General features: G+C 71.3%; 14 protein-coding genes. 7 read left to right on the top strand and 7 right to left on the bottom strand.

The window, feature by feature from the left end:
• The first annotated feature begins 41 nt into the window (after positions 1 to 41).
• From OHN74_RS40725 to OHN74_RS40715, 3 genes are all read left to right on the top strand, one after another.
• Positions 42 to 464 carry a DUF3291 domain-containing protein gene (locus OHN74_RS40725; RefSeq protein WP_327699592.1) on the top strand — a complete coding sequence of 141 codons (423 nt, stop codon included), beginning with the start codon at positions 42 to 44 and terminating at the stop codon, positions 462 to 464.
• Between the two features lie 95 nt (positions 465 to 559).
• On the top strand, positions 560 to 2,044 hold the full coding sequence (locus tag OHN74_RS40720; protein ID WP_327699591.1) for an MFS transporter: 1,485 nt from the start codon (positions 560 to 562) through the stop codon (positions 2,042 to 2,044).
• A 170-nt stretch (positions 2,045 to 2,214) separates the two neighbouring features.
• Positions 2,215 to 2,649: a cupin domain-containing protein gene (locus OHN74_RS40715; protein ID WP_327699590.1), complete on the top strand. Its 435-nt coding sequence runs from the start codon at positions 2,215 to 2,217 to the stop codon at positions 2,647 to 2,649.
• Positions 2,650 to 2,722: 73 nt separating this feature from the next.
• On the opposite strand, the gene OHN74_RS40710 is transcribed toward OHN74_RS40715, so the two are convergent.
• The 4 genes from OHN74_RS40710 to OHN74_RS40695 all read right to left on the bottom strand — a co-directional run bounded on the left by OHN74_RS40710 (position 2,723) and on the right by OHN74_RS40695 (position 6,845).
• Positions 2,723 to 5,092: an ATP-binding SpoIIE family protein phosphatase gene (locus OHN74_RS40710; protein ID WP_327699589.1), complete on the bottom strand. Its 2,370-nt coding sequence runs from the start codon at positions 5,090 to 5,092 to the stop codon at positions 2,723 to 2,725.
• A 113-nt stretch (positions 5,093 to 5,205) separates the two neighbouring features.
• Positions 5,206 to 5,670: a peroxiredoxin gene (locus OHN74_RS40705; protein ID WP_327699588.1), complete on the bottom strand. Its 465-nt coding sequence runs from the start codon at positions 5,668 to 5,670 to the stop codon at positions 5,206 to 5,208.
• Complete coding sequence (locus tag OHN74_RS40700) at positions 5,667 to 6,047, bottom strand: DoxX family protein (protein WP_327699587.1); 381 nt, start codon at positions 6,045 to 6,047, stop codon at positions 5,667 to 5,669. The genes OHN74_RS40705 and OHN74_RS40700 overlap by 4 nt, the downstream gene beginning before the upstream one ends.
• An 84-nt stretch (positions 6,048 to 6,131) precedes the next feature.
• Entirely contained in the window at positions 6,132 to 6,845 is a 714-nt protein-coding gene (locus tag OHN74_RS40695; RefSeq protein ID WP_327699586.1) for a TetR/AcrR family transcriptional regulator, read from the bottom strand.
• A 123-nt stretch (positions 6,846 to 6,968) separates the two neighbouring features.
• Here OHN74_RS40695 and OHN74_RS40690 point away from each other — a divergent pair, with 123 nt between their 5' ends.
• Both OHN74_RS40690 and OHN74_RS40685 read left to right on the top strand, forming a co-directional pair.
• The gene (locus OHN74_RS40690) at positions 6,969 to 7,742 is read left to right on the top strand and encodes an SDR family oxidoreductase (RefSeq protein WP_327699585.1); all 774 of its coding nucleotides are present in this window, start codon (positions 6,969 to 6,971) and stop codon (positions 7,740 to 7,742) included.
• 135 nt (positions 7,743 to 7,877) lie between these two features.
• Positions 7,878 to 9,506 carry an MGH1-like glycoside hydrolase domain-containing protein gene (locus OHN74_RS40685; protein ID WP_327699584.1) on the top strand — a complete coding sequence of 543 codons (1,629 nt, stop codon included), beginning with the start codon at positions 7,878 to 7,880 and terminating at the stop codon, positions 9,504 to 9,506.
• Positions 9,507 to 9,551: 45 nt separating this feature from the next.
• On the opposite strand, the gene OHN74_RS40680 is transcribed toward OHN74_RS40685, so the two are convergent.
• The 3 genes from OHN74_RS40680 to OHN74_RS40670 form a co-directional block, all read right to left on the bottom strand.
• Positions 9,552 to 10,073: a MarR family winged helix-turn-helix transcriptional regulator gene (locus tag OHN74_RS40680; protein ID WP_327699583.1), complete on the bottom strand. Its 522-nt coding sequence runs from the start codon at positions 10,071 to 10,073 to the stop codon at positions 9,552 to 9,554.
• A 150-nt stretch (positions 10,074 to 10,223) separates the two neighbouring features.
• The gene (locus OHN74_RS40675) at positions 10,224 to 10,949 is read right to left on the bottom strand and encodes a response regulator transcription factor (RefSeq protein ID WP_327699582.1); all 726 of its coding nucleotides are present in this window, start codon (positions 10,947 to 10,949) and stop codon (positions 10,224 to 10,226) included.
• A 109-nt stretch (positions 10,950 to 11,058) separates the two neighbouring features.
• The gene (locus OHN74_RS40670) at positions 11,059 to 11,583 is read right to left on the bottom strand and encodes a MarR family winged helix-turn-helix transcriptional regulator (RefSeq protein ID WP_327699581.1); all 525 of its coding nucleotides are present in this window, start codon (positions 11,581 to 11,583) and stop codon (positions 11,059 to 11,061) included.
• A gap of 594 nt (positions 11,584 to 12,177) precedes the next feature.
• Between OHN74_RS40670 and OHN74_RS40665 the strand changes: the two genes are divergently transcribed.
• Entirely contained in the window at positions 12,178 to 13,101 is a 924-nt protein-coding gene (locus OHN74_RS40665; protein WP_327699580.1) for an SGNH/GDSL hydrolase family protein, read from the top strand.
• Between the two features lie 246 nt (positions 13,102 to 13,347).
• Positions 13,348 to 14,388: a zinc-dependent alcohol dehydrogenase gene (locus tag OHN74_RS40660; protein ID WP_327700439.1), complete on the top strand. Its 1,041-nt coding sequence runs from the start codon at positions 13,348 to 13,350 to the stop codon at positions 14,386 to 14,388.
• The last annotated feature ends 400 nt before the right edge of the window (positions 14,389 to 14,788 follow it).

The raw sequence follows: 14,788 nt of genomic DNA, 5'->3' as shown, positions 1-14,788 counted from the left end.
AGCCTCTGCTCCGCCCTGCCTCTCAGAAGAAGGCCGCAGCCATGCCCACCCTGCCCTGGACCACTGTCAACAAGCCCGCTCCGGACGCGACGGCGTTCGTCATGGCGTCCCGCCTGGAGGTCCGCTCCCTCAAGGACGTCCCCCGCTTCTTCCTGCGGTCCCTCGCCGCGTGGAAGCAGGTGAAGAGCGCGCCCGGCGCGTACGGCGCCTCGCTGATCGCCGAGCCGCTGAAGCGCACGTTCTGGACACTGTCGGCCTGGGAGGACAAGCAGGCCCTCTACACCTACGCGCGGACCGAGCCCCACAAGTCGGTCATGACCGGCCTGCGCTCCACGATGAACCGCTCGGTCTTCACCTTCTGGGAGACCCCGGCGGCGGACCTGCCCATCGACTGGTCGGACGCGCGCGACCGGCTGGCCGCCCAGGAGCGCGCTGACGCCGACGGCAGCTCACCGACCGTCTGACCCCTCCTGCCGACTACCGCCGCACCACCGCACCACCGGATCGCTGGACCACTCGATTACTGGATCAGCCACTCCCCCTAGGAGACTCCCCCGCCATGACGCTGTCCGAAGAGAACCCGGTCGTGGAGGACGCGGCCGACGCGCCGCCGGCCACCGGCCGGCGGGTGCCGCTGTGGGTCGCGATCGTCGCGTGCAGCGTGCCCATGTTCATGGTCGCGCTCGACAACCTGGTCGTCTCGACGGCCCTGCACACACTGGCCGTCGACCTGGAGGCGAACACCCAGCAGCTCCAGTGGTTCGTCAACGCGTACGTCCTCAGTTTCGCCTGTCTGCTGATGACGGGGGCCGCGCTCGGTGACCGGTTCGGCCGACGCGCGGTCTTCGTGATCGGCATCGTCGTCTTCACTCTGGCCTCGGTCGGCTGCGGCCTCTCCGACACCAGCGCGCAGCTGATCACGTTCCGTACCGTGCAGGGCTTCGGTGCCGCGGCCGTGATGCCGCTGTCGCTCACCCTCCTCTCGCAGGCCGTCCCGGACCGGCTGCGCGGGCTGGCGCTCGGCCTGTGGTCGGGTGTGAGCGGTCTGGCCGTCGCGATGGGCCCGGTGGTGGGCGGCGCGGTGGTCGAGGGACTGGACTGGCGGTGGATCTTCTGGATCAACGTACCGGTGGGCATCGTCGCCGTGCCGCTGGTCCTTGCAACGCTCCGCGAGAGCAGGCTGCCCGGAGCCGCACTCGACCTGGTCGGCATGGTGCTGGCCGCCGCCGGCCTGTTCGCACTGGTGTGGGGCATCGTGAACGGCGAGACGGACGGCTGGACCTCGGCCGAGGTGCTCGGCGCGTTCGCAGCGGGCGCGGTTCTGCTGGCCGTGTTCGTCGCCTGGGAGGCCCGGGTCCCGCAGCCGATGCTGCCGCTGTCCTTCTACAGGGTGCGGGCGTTCACCCTCACCAACGTCGTCTCGGCGACCATGTACTTCGGTGTCTTCGGGTCCCTCTTCCTGCTGGCCCAGTACCTCCAGATCGTGCCGCCGCGCTCGCCGCTGGAGGCCGGGGTCCGCACGCTCGCCTGGACACTGATGCCGATGTTCGTCGCCCCCGTCGCGGGCCTGCTCACCGACAAGGTGGGCGGCGGCCGGCTGATGGCCCTGGGCCTCTTCCTCCAGGGCGTCGGGCTCGGCTGGATCAACCTGGTCGCGGACATCGACACCACGTACTCCTCCCTGGTCGGGCCGATGATCGTGGCCGGGATCGGCATGGGCTTCGTGTTCGCGCCGACAGCGGCGGTGGTGCTGGGCTCGGTCAGCCGCGAGCACGCGGGCAAGGCGTCCGGCGCCAACACCACCGTCCGGGAGATCGGCGGGGCGCTCGGGATCGCCGTACTGAGCACGGTGTTCGTGGCACACGGCAGCACGGGTTCGCCGCAGCAGTTCGTGGACGGGCTGCACCCGGCGGTGTGGGTCGGTGTCGTCGTGGTGTTCGCGGGCGCGCTGTGCGCGCTGGGGATTCCGCGTCGGCCCCGGCCGGAAACGGGCAGGGCGGCAGAGACGGAGATCCCGGCCGAGGCAGTGGCCGAGCGAGCCTGAAATCCCGCTCCACCCCGGAGCCGGTGACTGCCCGTACGTGACGGACGGGCAGTCACCGGCGCGTTCTGTTCGGCGGGAGCCTCTCCCTCTTTCCGCCGCCACCCCACCCCTCTACGATCACGTTGACCTGTCATGACGCGCTCACGCTCTCGCCATCGGGGGACTCCAACATGCGCAATCTGCTTCGCACCGCCACGGCCGGGGCTGTCACGGTCACCGCGGTCCTCGCCTGCGGCACCGCCCACGCCACCCCGCCCGGGCCGGGAGTGTCGGGCCGAATACTGGCCCAGACCACCATCGGCGACACCGACTACACCCTGCGGGAGATCACCATCCCCGCGGGCCAGGCCACCGGCTGGCACTACCACGACGGGCCGCTCTACGGTCTCGTCAAACAGGGCACCCTCAGCCACTTCGACTCCACCTGCGCATCCGACGGCGAGTATCCGCAGGGCAGCGCCATCAGCGAGCCGGCCGGTCCCGGGAACGTCCACATAGGCCGGAATCTCGGCAGCACGCCCGTCGTGCTCGACGTCCTGTACGTGCTGCCGCACGGCTCGCCCTTCTCTGAGGACGCGCCGAACCCCGGGTGCGACTTCCAGTGACCGGTCGCTGAACGGACCACCCGGCCGGATCACACGACAGGACCGCTCGGCCGGGTTCGGATCCCTTGCGGATCTACTCCGTCGGCAGCGGCTGCTCCGCCCAGATCGTCTTGCCGGTGCCCGTCTGGCGGCTGCCCCAGCGCTGGGTGAGCTGGGCGACGAGCAGCAGACCACGGCCGCCCTCGTCGTAGACGTGCGCGCGGCGCAGGTGCGGTGAGGTGGAGCTGCCGTCGGAGACCTCGACGATGAGGGCGCGGTCGCGGATCAGCCGCAGCTGGATGGGCGGTTCGCCGTACCGGATGGCGTTGGTGACCAGTTCACTGACGACGAGTTCGGTGACGAAGGCCTCCTCCTCCAGCCCCCAGGCGGCCAGTTGCTCCATGGCGGACTGACGGGTGACGGCCACGTGCGCGGGGTCCGGCGGGACGTCCCAGGTGGCCACCCGGCCGGCGCCCAGTGCGTGCGTGCGGGCGAGCAGCAGGGCCACGTCGTCGCCGGGCTGCTCGGGCAGCACGGCCTTGAGCACGGCGTCGCACACGGCGTCGAGCGAGGCTCCGGGCAGGTTCAGCGCGCGGCACAGCTCGGCGGTGGCGTGGTCGATGTCCCGGTCGCGGTCCTCGATCAGTCCGTCCGTGTAGAGGGCGAGGAGTGAGCCCTCGGGCAGTTTCAGCTCGGTCGCCTCGAAGGGCAGGCCGCCCACGCCGAGCGGCGGTCCCGCCGTCACCTCGATCAGCTCGGCGACACCGCCGGGCGGAACGAAGGCGGGCGGCGGGTGCCCGGCGGAGGCGAGGGTCAGCCGGCGCGAGACCGGGTCGTAGACGGCGTAGAGGCAGGTGGCGCCCAGTTCGGCGACGTCCGCACCGTCCTCCTCGTCGGCCAGATGCGTGACCAGGTCGTCGAGGTGGGTGAGGAGCTCGTCCGGCGGCAGATCGACGTCCGCGAGGGTCCGTACGGCCGTGCGGAGCCGTCCCATGGTCGCGGAGGACTGGATGCCGTGTCCGACGACGTCGCCGACGCAGAGGGCGACCCGGCTGCCCGACAGCGGGATGACGTCGAACCAGTCGCCGCCGATGCCGGCCACCGATCCGCAGGGCAGGTAGCGGTGGGCGACCTCGACCGCGGCCTGGCCTGGCAGCCCCCGGGGCAGCAGGCTGTGTTGCAGGGCCAGCGCGGTCGTGCGCTCGCGGGCGAAGCGGCGGGCGTTGTCGACACAGACGGCGGCGCGACTGGTCAGTTCCTCGGCTAGGACGACGTCGTCCTCGGTGTAGGGGTCGGGTCGGCCGATGCGCAGGAAGACCGCGACGCCCAGGGTGGTGCCGCGGGCCCGCAGCGGCACGGTGACCATGGAGTGGACGCCCTTGCGGTACGGGCGACCGACGGGCTCGCGGGCGTTGCGCTCCGCCACCCACTCGTCGAACGCCCGCTCGCCGACCCGTCCGAGTACCGCCCGGCCTTCCGCGATCGCCCGCACGGGCGGGGTGGACGGCGGATAGGTGTCCTTCGCACCCAGCGCGATGACGGCCTCGGGTGTGCCCTCGGTGACGGATCCGTGGGCGACCCGGTGCAGTACGACCTCGTCGGCCTGTGCGGGCGTGGGCTCCTCCGCGCCGAGCACCCAGTCGAGCAGGTCGACGCTGACGAAGTCGGCGAACCGGGGCACGACGAGTTCGACGAGTTCCTCGGCGGTGCGCACGACGTCGAGGGTGGTCCCGATGGCCGCGGCCGCCTCGTTGAGCAGGGCGAGCCGCCGCCGCGACCAGTGCTGTTCGCTGCTGTCGAACGCGGCGATGCCCACGGAGACGACGGCACCCAGGTCGTCGCGGACCGGCCACATCTCCATGCTCCACGCGTGTTCCCGGCCGTCGTCCGCGTCCTTGCCGAAGGTCTCGTAGCGGACGGGGACGCCTGTGCGGGTGACCTCGCGCAGGTTGAGCAGGAATCCCTCGCTGATCCGGTCGTCGGGCACGATGTTCCCGTCCGCGTAGAACTGCCCGATCAGGGTCTGTTCCTCGACCCCCATCAGATCGCAGGCGGCGTCGTTGAGCCACGTGTAGCGCTGGTTCGTGTCGAAGGCGGACATCGACACGGAGGCCTGCCGGATGGCCCGCTCCAGCGAGGCGGGCCCCTGTACGACCGGCTGCGGCTCGGGCGCCGCAGGTTCGGGGAGGGCCGTGACGACGAATCCCCGCGCCTCGCCGTCCGCGCCCAGTACGGCGCACGCGCTGACGGTGAGTTCGACGCGGTGGCCGTCCCGGTGGCGGAGCGCGACCACACCGGCCAGCTCGGTCATCGCCGTCGGCGGCGGGTCCTCGGCGAGGAGGTCCGCGGCCGGGCGTCCGACGACGGCCTCCGCCGCGTGCCCCGTCAGCCGCCGGGCACCCTCGCTCCATCCCGTCACCATGCCTCGGGCATCGATGATCACCGCGGCGGCGACTTGTTTCATACGCCCCAGGATGGTCCCTGGGCCCCGGGGCATCAACCCCGACGACCCACCCCGGCCCGGCAACCCCTCCTGACCGCCCCGCTGCGGGCGGCCAGGACCAGCTCAGGAGCGCGTCAGCCCTTGTGGGCGCGGAGTGCGGCGAGAGCACGGTCCGCGTGGGTGTTCATCCTCAGCTCGCTCGTCACGACCTCCAGGACCGTCCGGTCCTGGGCTATGACGAAGGTGACCCGCTTGGTGGGCAGCACCGAGAACCCGCGCTTGACGCCGAACAGCTCACGGACCGTCCCGTCGGCGTCCGACAGCAGCGGCATGCCGAGCGTGTGGCTCTGCGCGAACTCCTGCTGGCGGTCGACGGAGTCACCGCTGATGCCCACCGGCCGCGCGCCTACGGCGGCGAACTCGGCGGCCAGGTCCCGGAAGTGACAGGCCTCGGCGGTGCAGCCGGGAGTCAGGGCAGCGGGATAGAAGAAGAGAACGATCGGCCCGTCGACGAGCAGTTCGGACAGCCGACGCGGCGCTCCGCTCTCGTCGGGCAGCTCGAAGTCCTCGATCTTGTCCCCGACGTTCACCTTTGTCATGACCGGACCTCTCCGTTCTTCGCGACACTGCGTGCCCACAGGACGAGCGGAACCTGGAGCGGCAGCCGCCCGATGGCTCCGGCCCGCAGGGCGGCGGGCCTGTTCCGCCAGTCGACGGCCATCTTCACGTTGGCCGGGAAGACCCCGACGAAGAAGCCCGCCGTGGCCAGCGCGGCGACCCGCCGGGTACGCGGCAGCGCGATCCCGGCCGCGAGTGCGAGTTCGGCGGCGCCACTGGCGTACGTCCAGGTCCTGGGTGTGCCCGGCAGCGAGCGCGGCACGATCGCGTCGAACGTGCGGGGCGCGACGAAGTGGGTGACACCTGCGGCGGCCAGCAGACCGGCGAGCAGCAGGGGTGAACGTTGGGACCGGGGCACGCTTCCTCCTCGGATGGTGTGCCGGGCGATCCTACTGGACGGTAAATCCAGTTCGAGAGGGGGGTGTTCGACTGTCTCCCGTGGTCAGGCCGTGGGCTCGCCGGAATCGGCGAGCGTTCCCAGCCACTGCTGCAGGAGGGCCGCCTCGACCACGGTGAGCCGCTGCGGGGGTTCGGCGCGCAGCCGGGCGGCGAGGGTGGCCGCCGCCGCCGGTACCGCGCTCTCCCGGCCGGTGTCGCGCGGTTCGCCGGTGTCGGCGGGGCGGGTGACGGAGTCGATCACCGAGTCCCGCAGGCGGGCGGCGAACCGGATGTCGGGGTACTGCTCCGGCCTGGTGAGCATGGACAGGGCCGCGCCGACGTTCGCCGCCATGACGACCCGGGTGGCGGCCTCCGGAGGGACGGTCAGCAGCCCGGCCGCCGCGCACCGCTCCAGCACGCCGTGCAGCAGGGCGTGGGCCTCATTCGCGGCGGCTGGGGGCGTGGTGAGCTCGGGCGAGTACATGAGGCGGTAGTGGTTCGGGTGGTCCAGCGCGAAGCGCATGTGGTTGTCCCAGCCGCGCTTGAGGTCGGCGACCGGGTCGTCGCTGGGCCGGGCGGCGCGCTTGGACGCGAGGTACTGCTCGAATCCCCGGTCGACCACTGCGGCGAGCAGCCCCGCCTTGTCGCCGAAGAGCCGGTAGAGCATCGGCGCCCCCACGCCCGCCGCCTCGCACACGGCCCGCGTCGACACATCGGCTGCCGACGCCCGGCCCAGCAACTCCGTGGCGGCGTCCAGGATCTTCTCTCTCGCGTCCATGCCTTCACGGTACGACATTCGTAGCGACGTTACGAGCACCCTTTATCGTCGCTACGATTCCGTGATACCGTCGATACGAATCAACCGTAACGTCGATACGAAGCGATGACGAAGGGATCCGTCATGACCTCTCGGACCAGCACCACCCCGTCCGGCACTCCCCGCACCGGCCCCCGCGTCGCGATCGTCACCGGCGGCTCGCGCGGGATAGGGCGGCAGGTGGCCCAGCAGCTCGCCGCCGACGGTTTCGCCGTGGTGGTCGGCTACGCAGGCAACAAGGAGGCCGCCGAGGACGCCGTGCACACCATCGAGGCCGCCGGCGGCGCCGCGCGCTCCGCCCGCGCCGATGTCGCCGACGAGGCCGACGTGAGCGCCCTGTTCGACCTCGCGGAGAGCACGTACGGAGGCGTCGACGCCGTCGTCCACGCGGCCGGCCGGATGGCTCTGTCCCCGATAGCCGAACTCGACCTGGACGAGCTCGACGCCGTCCACCGCACCAACATCCGGGGCACGTTCGTCGTCGACCGGGAGGCGGCACGGCGGCTGCGGCCGGGCGGAGCGCTCGTCAACTTCTCCACGTCGGTTCTCGGCCTGTCCTTCCCCGGCTACGGCGCCTACGCGGCGAGCAAGGGCGCCGTCGAGGCCCTCACGCTGATCCTCGCCCGGGAGATGCGCGGCCGGGACATCACCGTCAACGCCGTCGCGCCCGGACCGACGGCCACCGACCTGTTCCTCGACGGGAAGGACGAGGAGACCGTCGCCCGCCTGGCCGCCCAGCCGCCGCTGGAACGCCTGGGCACGCCTCAGGACATCGCCTCGGTCGTGTCCTTCCTGGTCGGCCCGGCCGGCCACTGGGTCAACGGCCAGGTGTTGCGTGCCAACGGGGGCATCGCCTGAGCCGCCGGCAACCGCCGCCCGCGAGCACCCCACCGACAGGAGTGCCCTCGCCGCGTCACCGACCGGGCGGTGCCGTCGTTCTCCAGGCTTCGGGAGGCACACGGCTCGCGGGACGTGAACAAGGAGCGGCGAGGAATGAGCATGGCGGCTGCGGAGCAGGACACCGGTGACCGGGACGGCAAGGGAGCCCCGGTTCGCCGACGGGGGTTTCTCAAGGCCGCGAGCGGTACGGCGCTCACGGCGGCCGGCGTCGGTGCCGCCCCAGCCCCGGCCACCGCCCGTGCCGTGGCCCCCACGATCGGGTTCACCATGCCCACACTCACCTTCGACGACCCGGCCACCCAGCGCCGACTGGGCAGGCTCTACGCGTCCGCGCTGACGGACATGTCCGACCGCAACACCATCAGGGCGGATCCGGCGGTCTACGACAGGGCGGGGCTGCTCACCGACCCGCCCGGCACCGTCGTACGGGCCGGGGCCGGCTATCCGACGCCGCAGCGATGGACCCGGGACGCGGCCGTCAACGCGTGGAGCGCGGCCTCCCTGCTGGCTCCGGGACTCGGCCGCAACACCCTCTGGTCGGTGGTGGACCGAGGGCCGGGCGGACTGGTCGTACAGCAGGACAACCAGTGGTGGGACCAGGTCGTGTGGATCGTGGCCGCCTGGCACCACTACCTGGTCACCGGCGATCGGGACTTCCTGGCCAAGGCGCACGAGACGGCCGTCCACACGATGGAGGCGCGCGAGGCGCACAGCTTCAACAGTACGTACGGGCTCTTCCGGGGGCCGGGGTTCATGAACGACGGGATCTCCGGCTATCCCGATCCGCCCTGGACCTCGGGTGTCCGTTCGTCCTTCGTCCTCGACCATCCGCACGCCGCCGACCTGCTGTGCCTGTCGACGAACTGCCTGTACTACGGCGCGCGATCGGCTCTGGCGGCCATGGCCGATGCCCTGGGCAAGCCAGCGGAGGCATCGGCGTGGCGTGCGGCGGCCGAGCGGCTGCGTACCGCGATCGACCGGCATCTGTGGCGGCCGGACGCGGGCACGTACGCGTATCTCGTGCACGGTGCCGGTCCGTCCGCCGGCCGTGTCGACACCTCGCAGGAGGGCGCCGGACTCGCTCTCGCGCTGTTGCTCGGCGTGGCCGACGGGCAGCGGGCGCGGCAGATCCTGGACAGCACCCACTGGCAGCCGCACGGCATCGTCAATGTCTGGCCGCACTTCGCCCGGTTCGGCGCCGGCCGACCCGGTCGGCACAACGTGATGGTCTGGCCGATGGTGCACGGCCTGTACGGACTGGCCGCGGCCGGCGCCGGCCGGGCCGAACCGTTCGCGCGTGCCGTAGAGACCTTGGCGGACCTCGTCACAGGCAGCGGGGGCGACTTCTACGAGGTGTACGACTCGGTGAGCGGGACGGTCGACGGCGGCTGGCAGAGCGGCGCGAGCGGCAGAGCCGAGCACTTCGTCTCGCAGCCGCATCAGACCTGGTCGGCGACCGCGTATCTGCGCCTCGTCCACGAAGGGCTGGTCGGCCTGGAGCACTCGACGGACGCGGTGCGGCTGAGACCCTGTCTGCCTCGGCGGTGGGGGTCGGTCCGGCTGCGCGGGCTGCGCTGGCGGGGCATGACCCTCGACATCGCACTGACCGGCGCGGGGAACCGGGTGCGCTCCTGCACGGTGGACGGACGACCGGCCGCCCCGGTTCTCGCCGCGGCCGGAACCGGTCGGCACACGGTCGAGCTGGTGCTCGACGGGGAGTGACCGATCGCACCGCGGACGCGGTGCGACACGGCGCGAGGTGCTGCGTCAGACGCTGGGGAGGGGTTCGACGACGCCCGCCTCGCCGTCATCGTCGAGGGAGTAGGCGAGGAAATCGTCGACCATCCGGTGGAACAGGCCGGCGAGCTGCTGAAGTTCCTCGGCGGACCAGCCTCCGAGGGCCATCTGCATACCGCGGCGGCTCGCCTCTCTGACGCGCTCGACGGCCTCCTTACCCGTCGCCGTCAGCTCAATGCGCTGCGCGCGGCGGTCGTCGGGGTCGGGAACCCGGGTGACGTATCCGGCCTTCTGGAGCTGCTGCACCTGACGGGTGACATGGGAGGCCTCGACCGCGAGCCGGTTGGCGAGTTCGCCGGGGCGCATCGGTTCGGAGTCGGCGATCTGCCGAAGGAGCGCGGTGGCGGCCCGGTCGAGCGGGACTCCGGCGATGGCCATCAGACGGTCGTGCTGCCGGGCACGGCTGAGCAGATACGAGATGCGGGTGAGAGCTCGCTCGATCTCTGCCACATCCTTCGGGGCGGGAGCGGTCTTGGGTGGCGGTGTGGACATACCCTCAAGTTTACCATCTCGTTGCGTAACTCAAGTAAATTCGGCAGTCGGGGCTCTCCCGGCCGATCGAACGCATCGAACGCATCGAGATGCGGTGCGCAAGGGAAGCGGGAAGACCCTGGGTGCAACCCGCCCCGCCCCCACCCTCGTTCACGAAGTGGCGGCACCGAGCCAGTAGCCGAACCCCCGACGGGTGTGGATCAGCACCGGCGCCTCCTGGTTCACCTTGCGGCGCAGCCGCGAGACGAGCTGCTCGATCGCGTTGCCGCCCCGGTACTCACCCCACACGTGCCGGGCGATCTGTTCCTTCGACAGCACCTTCCCGGAGTTGACCAGGAGGTGGCGCAGCAGCCGGTACTCCGCCGGAGTCAGATCGAGCGGACGCGGCCCGCGGTACGCCTCGCAGGTGGCGTCGTCCAGGGCCAGATCTCCGTACGACAGCGCCCTCGGCTGCCCTGCGGGGCTCCAGCCGCGCAGCAACACCTGTACGCGGACCAGGACTTCGGCGACACGGAAGGGCGTGGTCACGTAGTCCCGGCCGACCGGGCCCATCGCCGACAGCAGTGCGCCGAGGGAGTCGGGGGCGGCCAGGAAGAGAACCGCCGGGCGTTCACCGGTGACGCGATGCCGCCGCGCCAGCACGTCCAGGTCCGGCAGGGCCAGGTCGAGCACCACCAGGTCGAACCGGAAGCCCCCGAGCCGGGTCAGCGCCTCGGCCCCGGAGCCTGCGGTGCCGACCAGATAGCCCGCCAACTCCAGCGCCGTCGCCAGCAGTTCGACGGTCACGGGATCGCCGGCGATGATCAGGACATGCTGCCCGCGATCCTGGACCAGCGCCGGTTTCTCGCAGATGTCCGCTTGGGGAAGACCGTTCATATGGGGTCCACGCTTCACGTCTCAACGGCCGCGCGAACCACCCCGGTCGGCCGTCCGGCGACACGGGACGGCAGGACCAGTGGGGTGCACGCCGCGCCGCCCTGTGCGGTCAGGGGGTGTGCTGGGGCACGGCGGCCTCACGGCCGTCGCTCGCGTCGATGGCCGACAGCACGTCGTCGACCATCCGGTCCACGAAGGCGGTCAGGCGCCGGAGTTCATCGGGCGACCAGCCCTCCAGGGCCCTCCGCATGCTGCGGCAACTGACCTCCCGGATGCGGACGACCGCGTCCTCACCCGCCGCGGTTAGCTGGATGCGCTGCGCGCGGCGGTCGTCGGGGTCGGGTACGCGCGTGACGTAACCGGCCTTCTGGAGCTGCTGAACCTGGCGGGTGATGTGCGAGGCCTCCACCGCCAGCAGGTTCGCCAGCTCTCCCGGGCGCAGGGGTTCGGAGTCGGCGATCTGCCGCAGGAGCACCACGGCGGAGCGCTCCAGCGGGACGCCTGCCAGCTTTCTCAGCAGCCCGTGCTGCCTGGCGTGGTAGGCCAGGTGAGCGATGCGATTGAGATTCCGGTCGATCTCGGCCACGTCTGTCGCCGCCGAAGCGAGGACTTCCGCTGACGGTGGTGTGAGCATGTCCGCCACCCTAACATTCTGCTTGCGTGACTCAAGCAAAATAACCACACCCCTTCCCGGATTCGACACCGTTCGACATTAGCTTGCTTGACTCAAGTAATTCAGATGTGCTTGCCTGACTCAAGCAAAACGGAGTCCTTCGCCGTCGGCAGCACCCCTGCGACCCGACGGACCCCGCACACCACAGCCGCAGGAGTTCTCATGACCCGCACCACCTGACCACCGTCCCCGGTGACCGCCCAGGTCACCGAAGCCCGCGCAGCGAAGAGCAGCGGGCACCCGGACCGGGGCCGCCTTGAGCGGAGGAGGCCCCGCCGCGCCGAACCCGTGGGGACGGGGCCCGGCGCGCCCCTCGGACTCGGCGTCGGACAACTCCCCCCGTCCGGCGCCGGGTCCGAGGACACCCCCCCCGGTTCGACGGCACTCCTCGTGGCCACTGGGCAGCACCCCGGCCCACCCTCCCCGGCGTACGAGGCCGACAGTGCCACCGAGACCGTCCCGCTCACCGCCCACCACCGTCCCCCGGGCCCACACGCCCCCGAAGCGAGCAGTGCCGGCCGGGCCGGCCTCAGGAGACGGAAGGCAGGACACCCTATGAGGACCTTCGTACGAGTCGGACTGGCCGGGGCGGTCGCGTGCGGCGTGCTGGTCACGGCGATCGCCGTCGGACGCGACGACGACGGTTCGGCGGCGCCACAGGGCCCGTACGTGGCGCTGGGCGACTCCTACACCTCGGGCCCGGGGATTCCCACCCAGGCCACCACGCCCGCGGGCTGTGACCGTTCCGACCGGAACTATCCCTCCCTGGTCGCGCGGCAACTGGCCCTGGACACTGCCGACTTCCGCGACATGAGTTGCAGTGGAGCGAAGATCGCCGACCTCTCCTCGGCCCAGACCACGGACAACGGCGTCAACCCGGCCCAGCTGTCCGCGCTCACCGCGAGGACCGGGCTGGTCACGATCGGGGTGGGCGGCAACGACATCGGTTTCGCCGCCACGATCCAGGAGTGCGTCAAGAAGGGCGTCGTCTACCGGCTGACCGGCAGCGACAGGTTCACCGGGAACGACGCCCCCTGTCACGGGGAGTACGTCTCCGACGGCGCCGACAAGGTGTCGCGGCGGATCGACACGGCGGGCGATCGGCTGACCGCCGCGCTCGCCGAGGTGAAGCGCCGGGCGCCGCGGGCCGAGGTGTACGTCGTCGGCTATCCGGCGATCCTGCCGTCCACGGGCAAGCGCTGCGACGACGACATGACCCTCGCTCCCGGGGACATGCGGTTCCTCGACGCCAAGGAGCGGCAGCTCAACAGCACGCTGCGGAAGCGGGCCGAGGCCGCCGGGGCGGTGTACGTCGACACCTACGGGCCGTCCGTCGGCCGTGACGCCTGCGCGGCTCGGGACAGCCGCTGGATCGAGCCCTTGATACCGGCGGCGGACGCGGCCCCGGTTCACCCCAACGAGCGAGGTGAGCGCGGTATGGCCGACGCCGTGCTGCGCGCCGTGAAGGCTTCGGGATGAGCGCCCATGTCCCATTGAGCGGACGAGTACCCGTGCGACACCCATACGCCGAGAACCCTTCCGCGATGTGAGGGAAGCAGCGCATCCGGGCCGATGCGATCGGCCCGGGCCCGTCGACGCCCGCGACATCCAGATCGACACCGTCCCGGACACGAACCGCGGCCTGACCGCCGACCACCCCCCAGAGCCCCCACGCATGAACACCAACACCGTTACGCAGAAGGCGAGTTACTCATGTCAACCACAATGAGGTCCGTGCACACCGCGAAGGACAAGGTCGAGGTCGTCGACGTCGAGCGCCCCGTCCCCGGCCCCAAGGACGCCCTCATGCGTGTGCGTGCCTGCGGCATCTGCGGCACCGACACCTTCTTCCTCCACCTCGGCGGCATGCCCAGCGCCGACGGCACCATGCGGGCCATCCCGCTGGGACACGAGCCCGCCGGTGAGATCATCGAACTCGGCGCTGAAGTAAGGGACTTGAAGGTCGGCGACCGTGTCGTCGTCAACCCGCAGGGCGTGTCGTCCGGCATCATCGGCTGCGGCGGCGCACACGGAGCGATGAGCCAGTACCTGCTCCTGGACGACTGCGAGGTCGGAAAGACGGTCGCCGTCTTCCCCGACACCGTCCCCTTCGACGTCGCCTCACTGAACGAACCGATGGCGGTGGCCCGGCACTGCGTCAACCGCTCCGAAGCCACACCCGAGGACACCGTCGTCGTCTTCGGTGCCGGCCCCATCGGCCTCGGCGCCACCATCTGGCTCAAACTCCGCGGCGTCAAGCACGTCGTCGTCGCCGACGTCATCCCCGAGCGCCTCGAGACCGCCCTCGCCATCGGCGCCGACGCCGTCATCAATTCCCGCACGGAGAACGTGACGGAGCGGTTGACGGAACTCCACGGCCAAGCCGCCAACTCCCTCGGCCAGCCCCGCCCCGGCACGGACATCTACATCGACGCCGCCGGCGTCCCCGCCGTCTTCAACACCACCGTCGACTCCGCCAAGTGGGGCGCCAAGCTCGTCATGGTCGCCGTACAGAAGAAGTCCGACCAGATCGACCTCGGCGGCATGCTGCGCAGCGAGCTCACCCTGATCGCCTCCCAGGGCTACCCCACCGAGATCTTCGAGGTCACCCCCGAACTCGTCGAACACCACGAAACCTTCGCCAAGCTCATCAGCCACCGCATCCCCTTCGCCGACGTCGGCAGCGCCTTCGATCTCGCCCTCACCCCCGGAGCCGCCGAGAAGGTCGTCGTCACGTTCGACGAACAGGACAACGGGCAGGACTGACAGCCGGGGGGCAAGCCAGTCACGACGGCGGGCGGGCTGGACCCGGGGAGACTCCAAAGCCCCGGGCCCCGCTCCCCCGCCCCACGGTCTCCGCTGGACAGGCAGCTCACAGGGCGGCGACGCCGAGGGCGATCGCGTCGGCAGGGCCTGGCTCTGTCGGCGGCCGACCCGGTTGCCCGTGCCCTCGGCGAGGGCCTGGCGCCGATGCTTGTCGGGCGGACCCGCAGGGGCATGCCATCCGGGGAGGGCTCGCTCTGGGGATCGGCACCATGCGCGACGAACCGCCGACCGAGGGGCTCGCCGGTGCCGCCGCACCGGCGAGCACACTGCTCGGTGCCGGGGCCACGCGTCCGGCCTTCGGCTTCGCGCCCTTCCTGCCCTGGCGGGCGGGCAGCCGTAC

This window comes from Streptomyces sp. NBC_00459, assembly GCF_036013955.1.
Classification (GTDB): Bacteria; Actinomycetota; Actinomycetes; order Streptomycetales; family Streptomycetaceae; genus Streptomyces.
The sequence above is the reverse complement of the archived record's forward strand: the minus strand, read 5'-3'. Positions and strand labels throughout refer to the sequence as shown.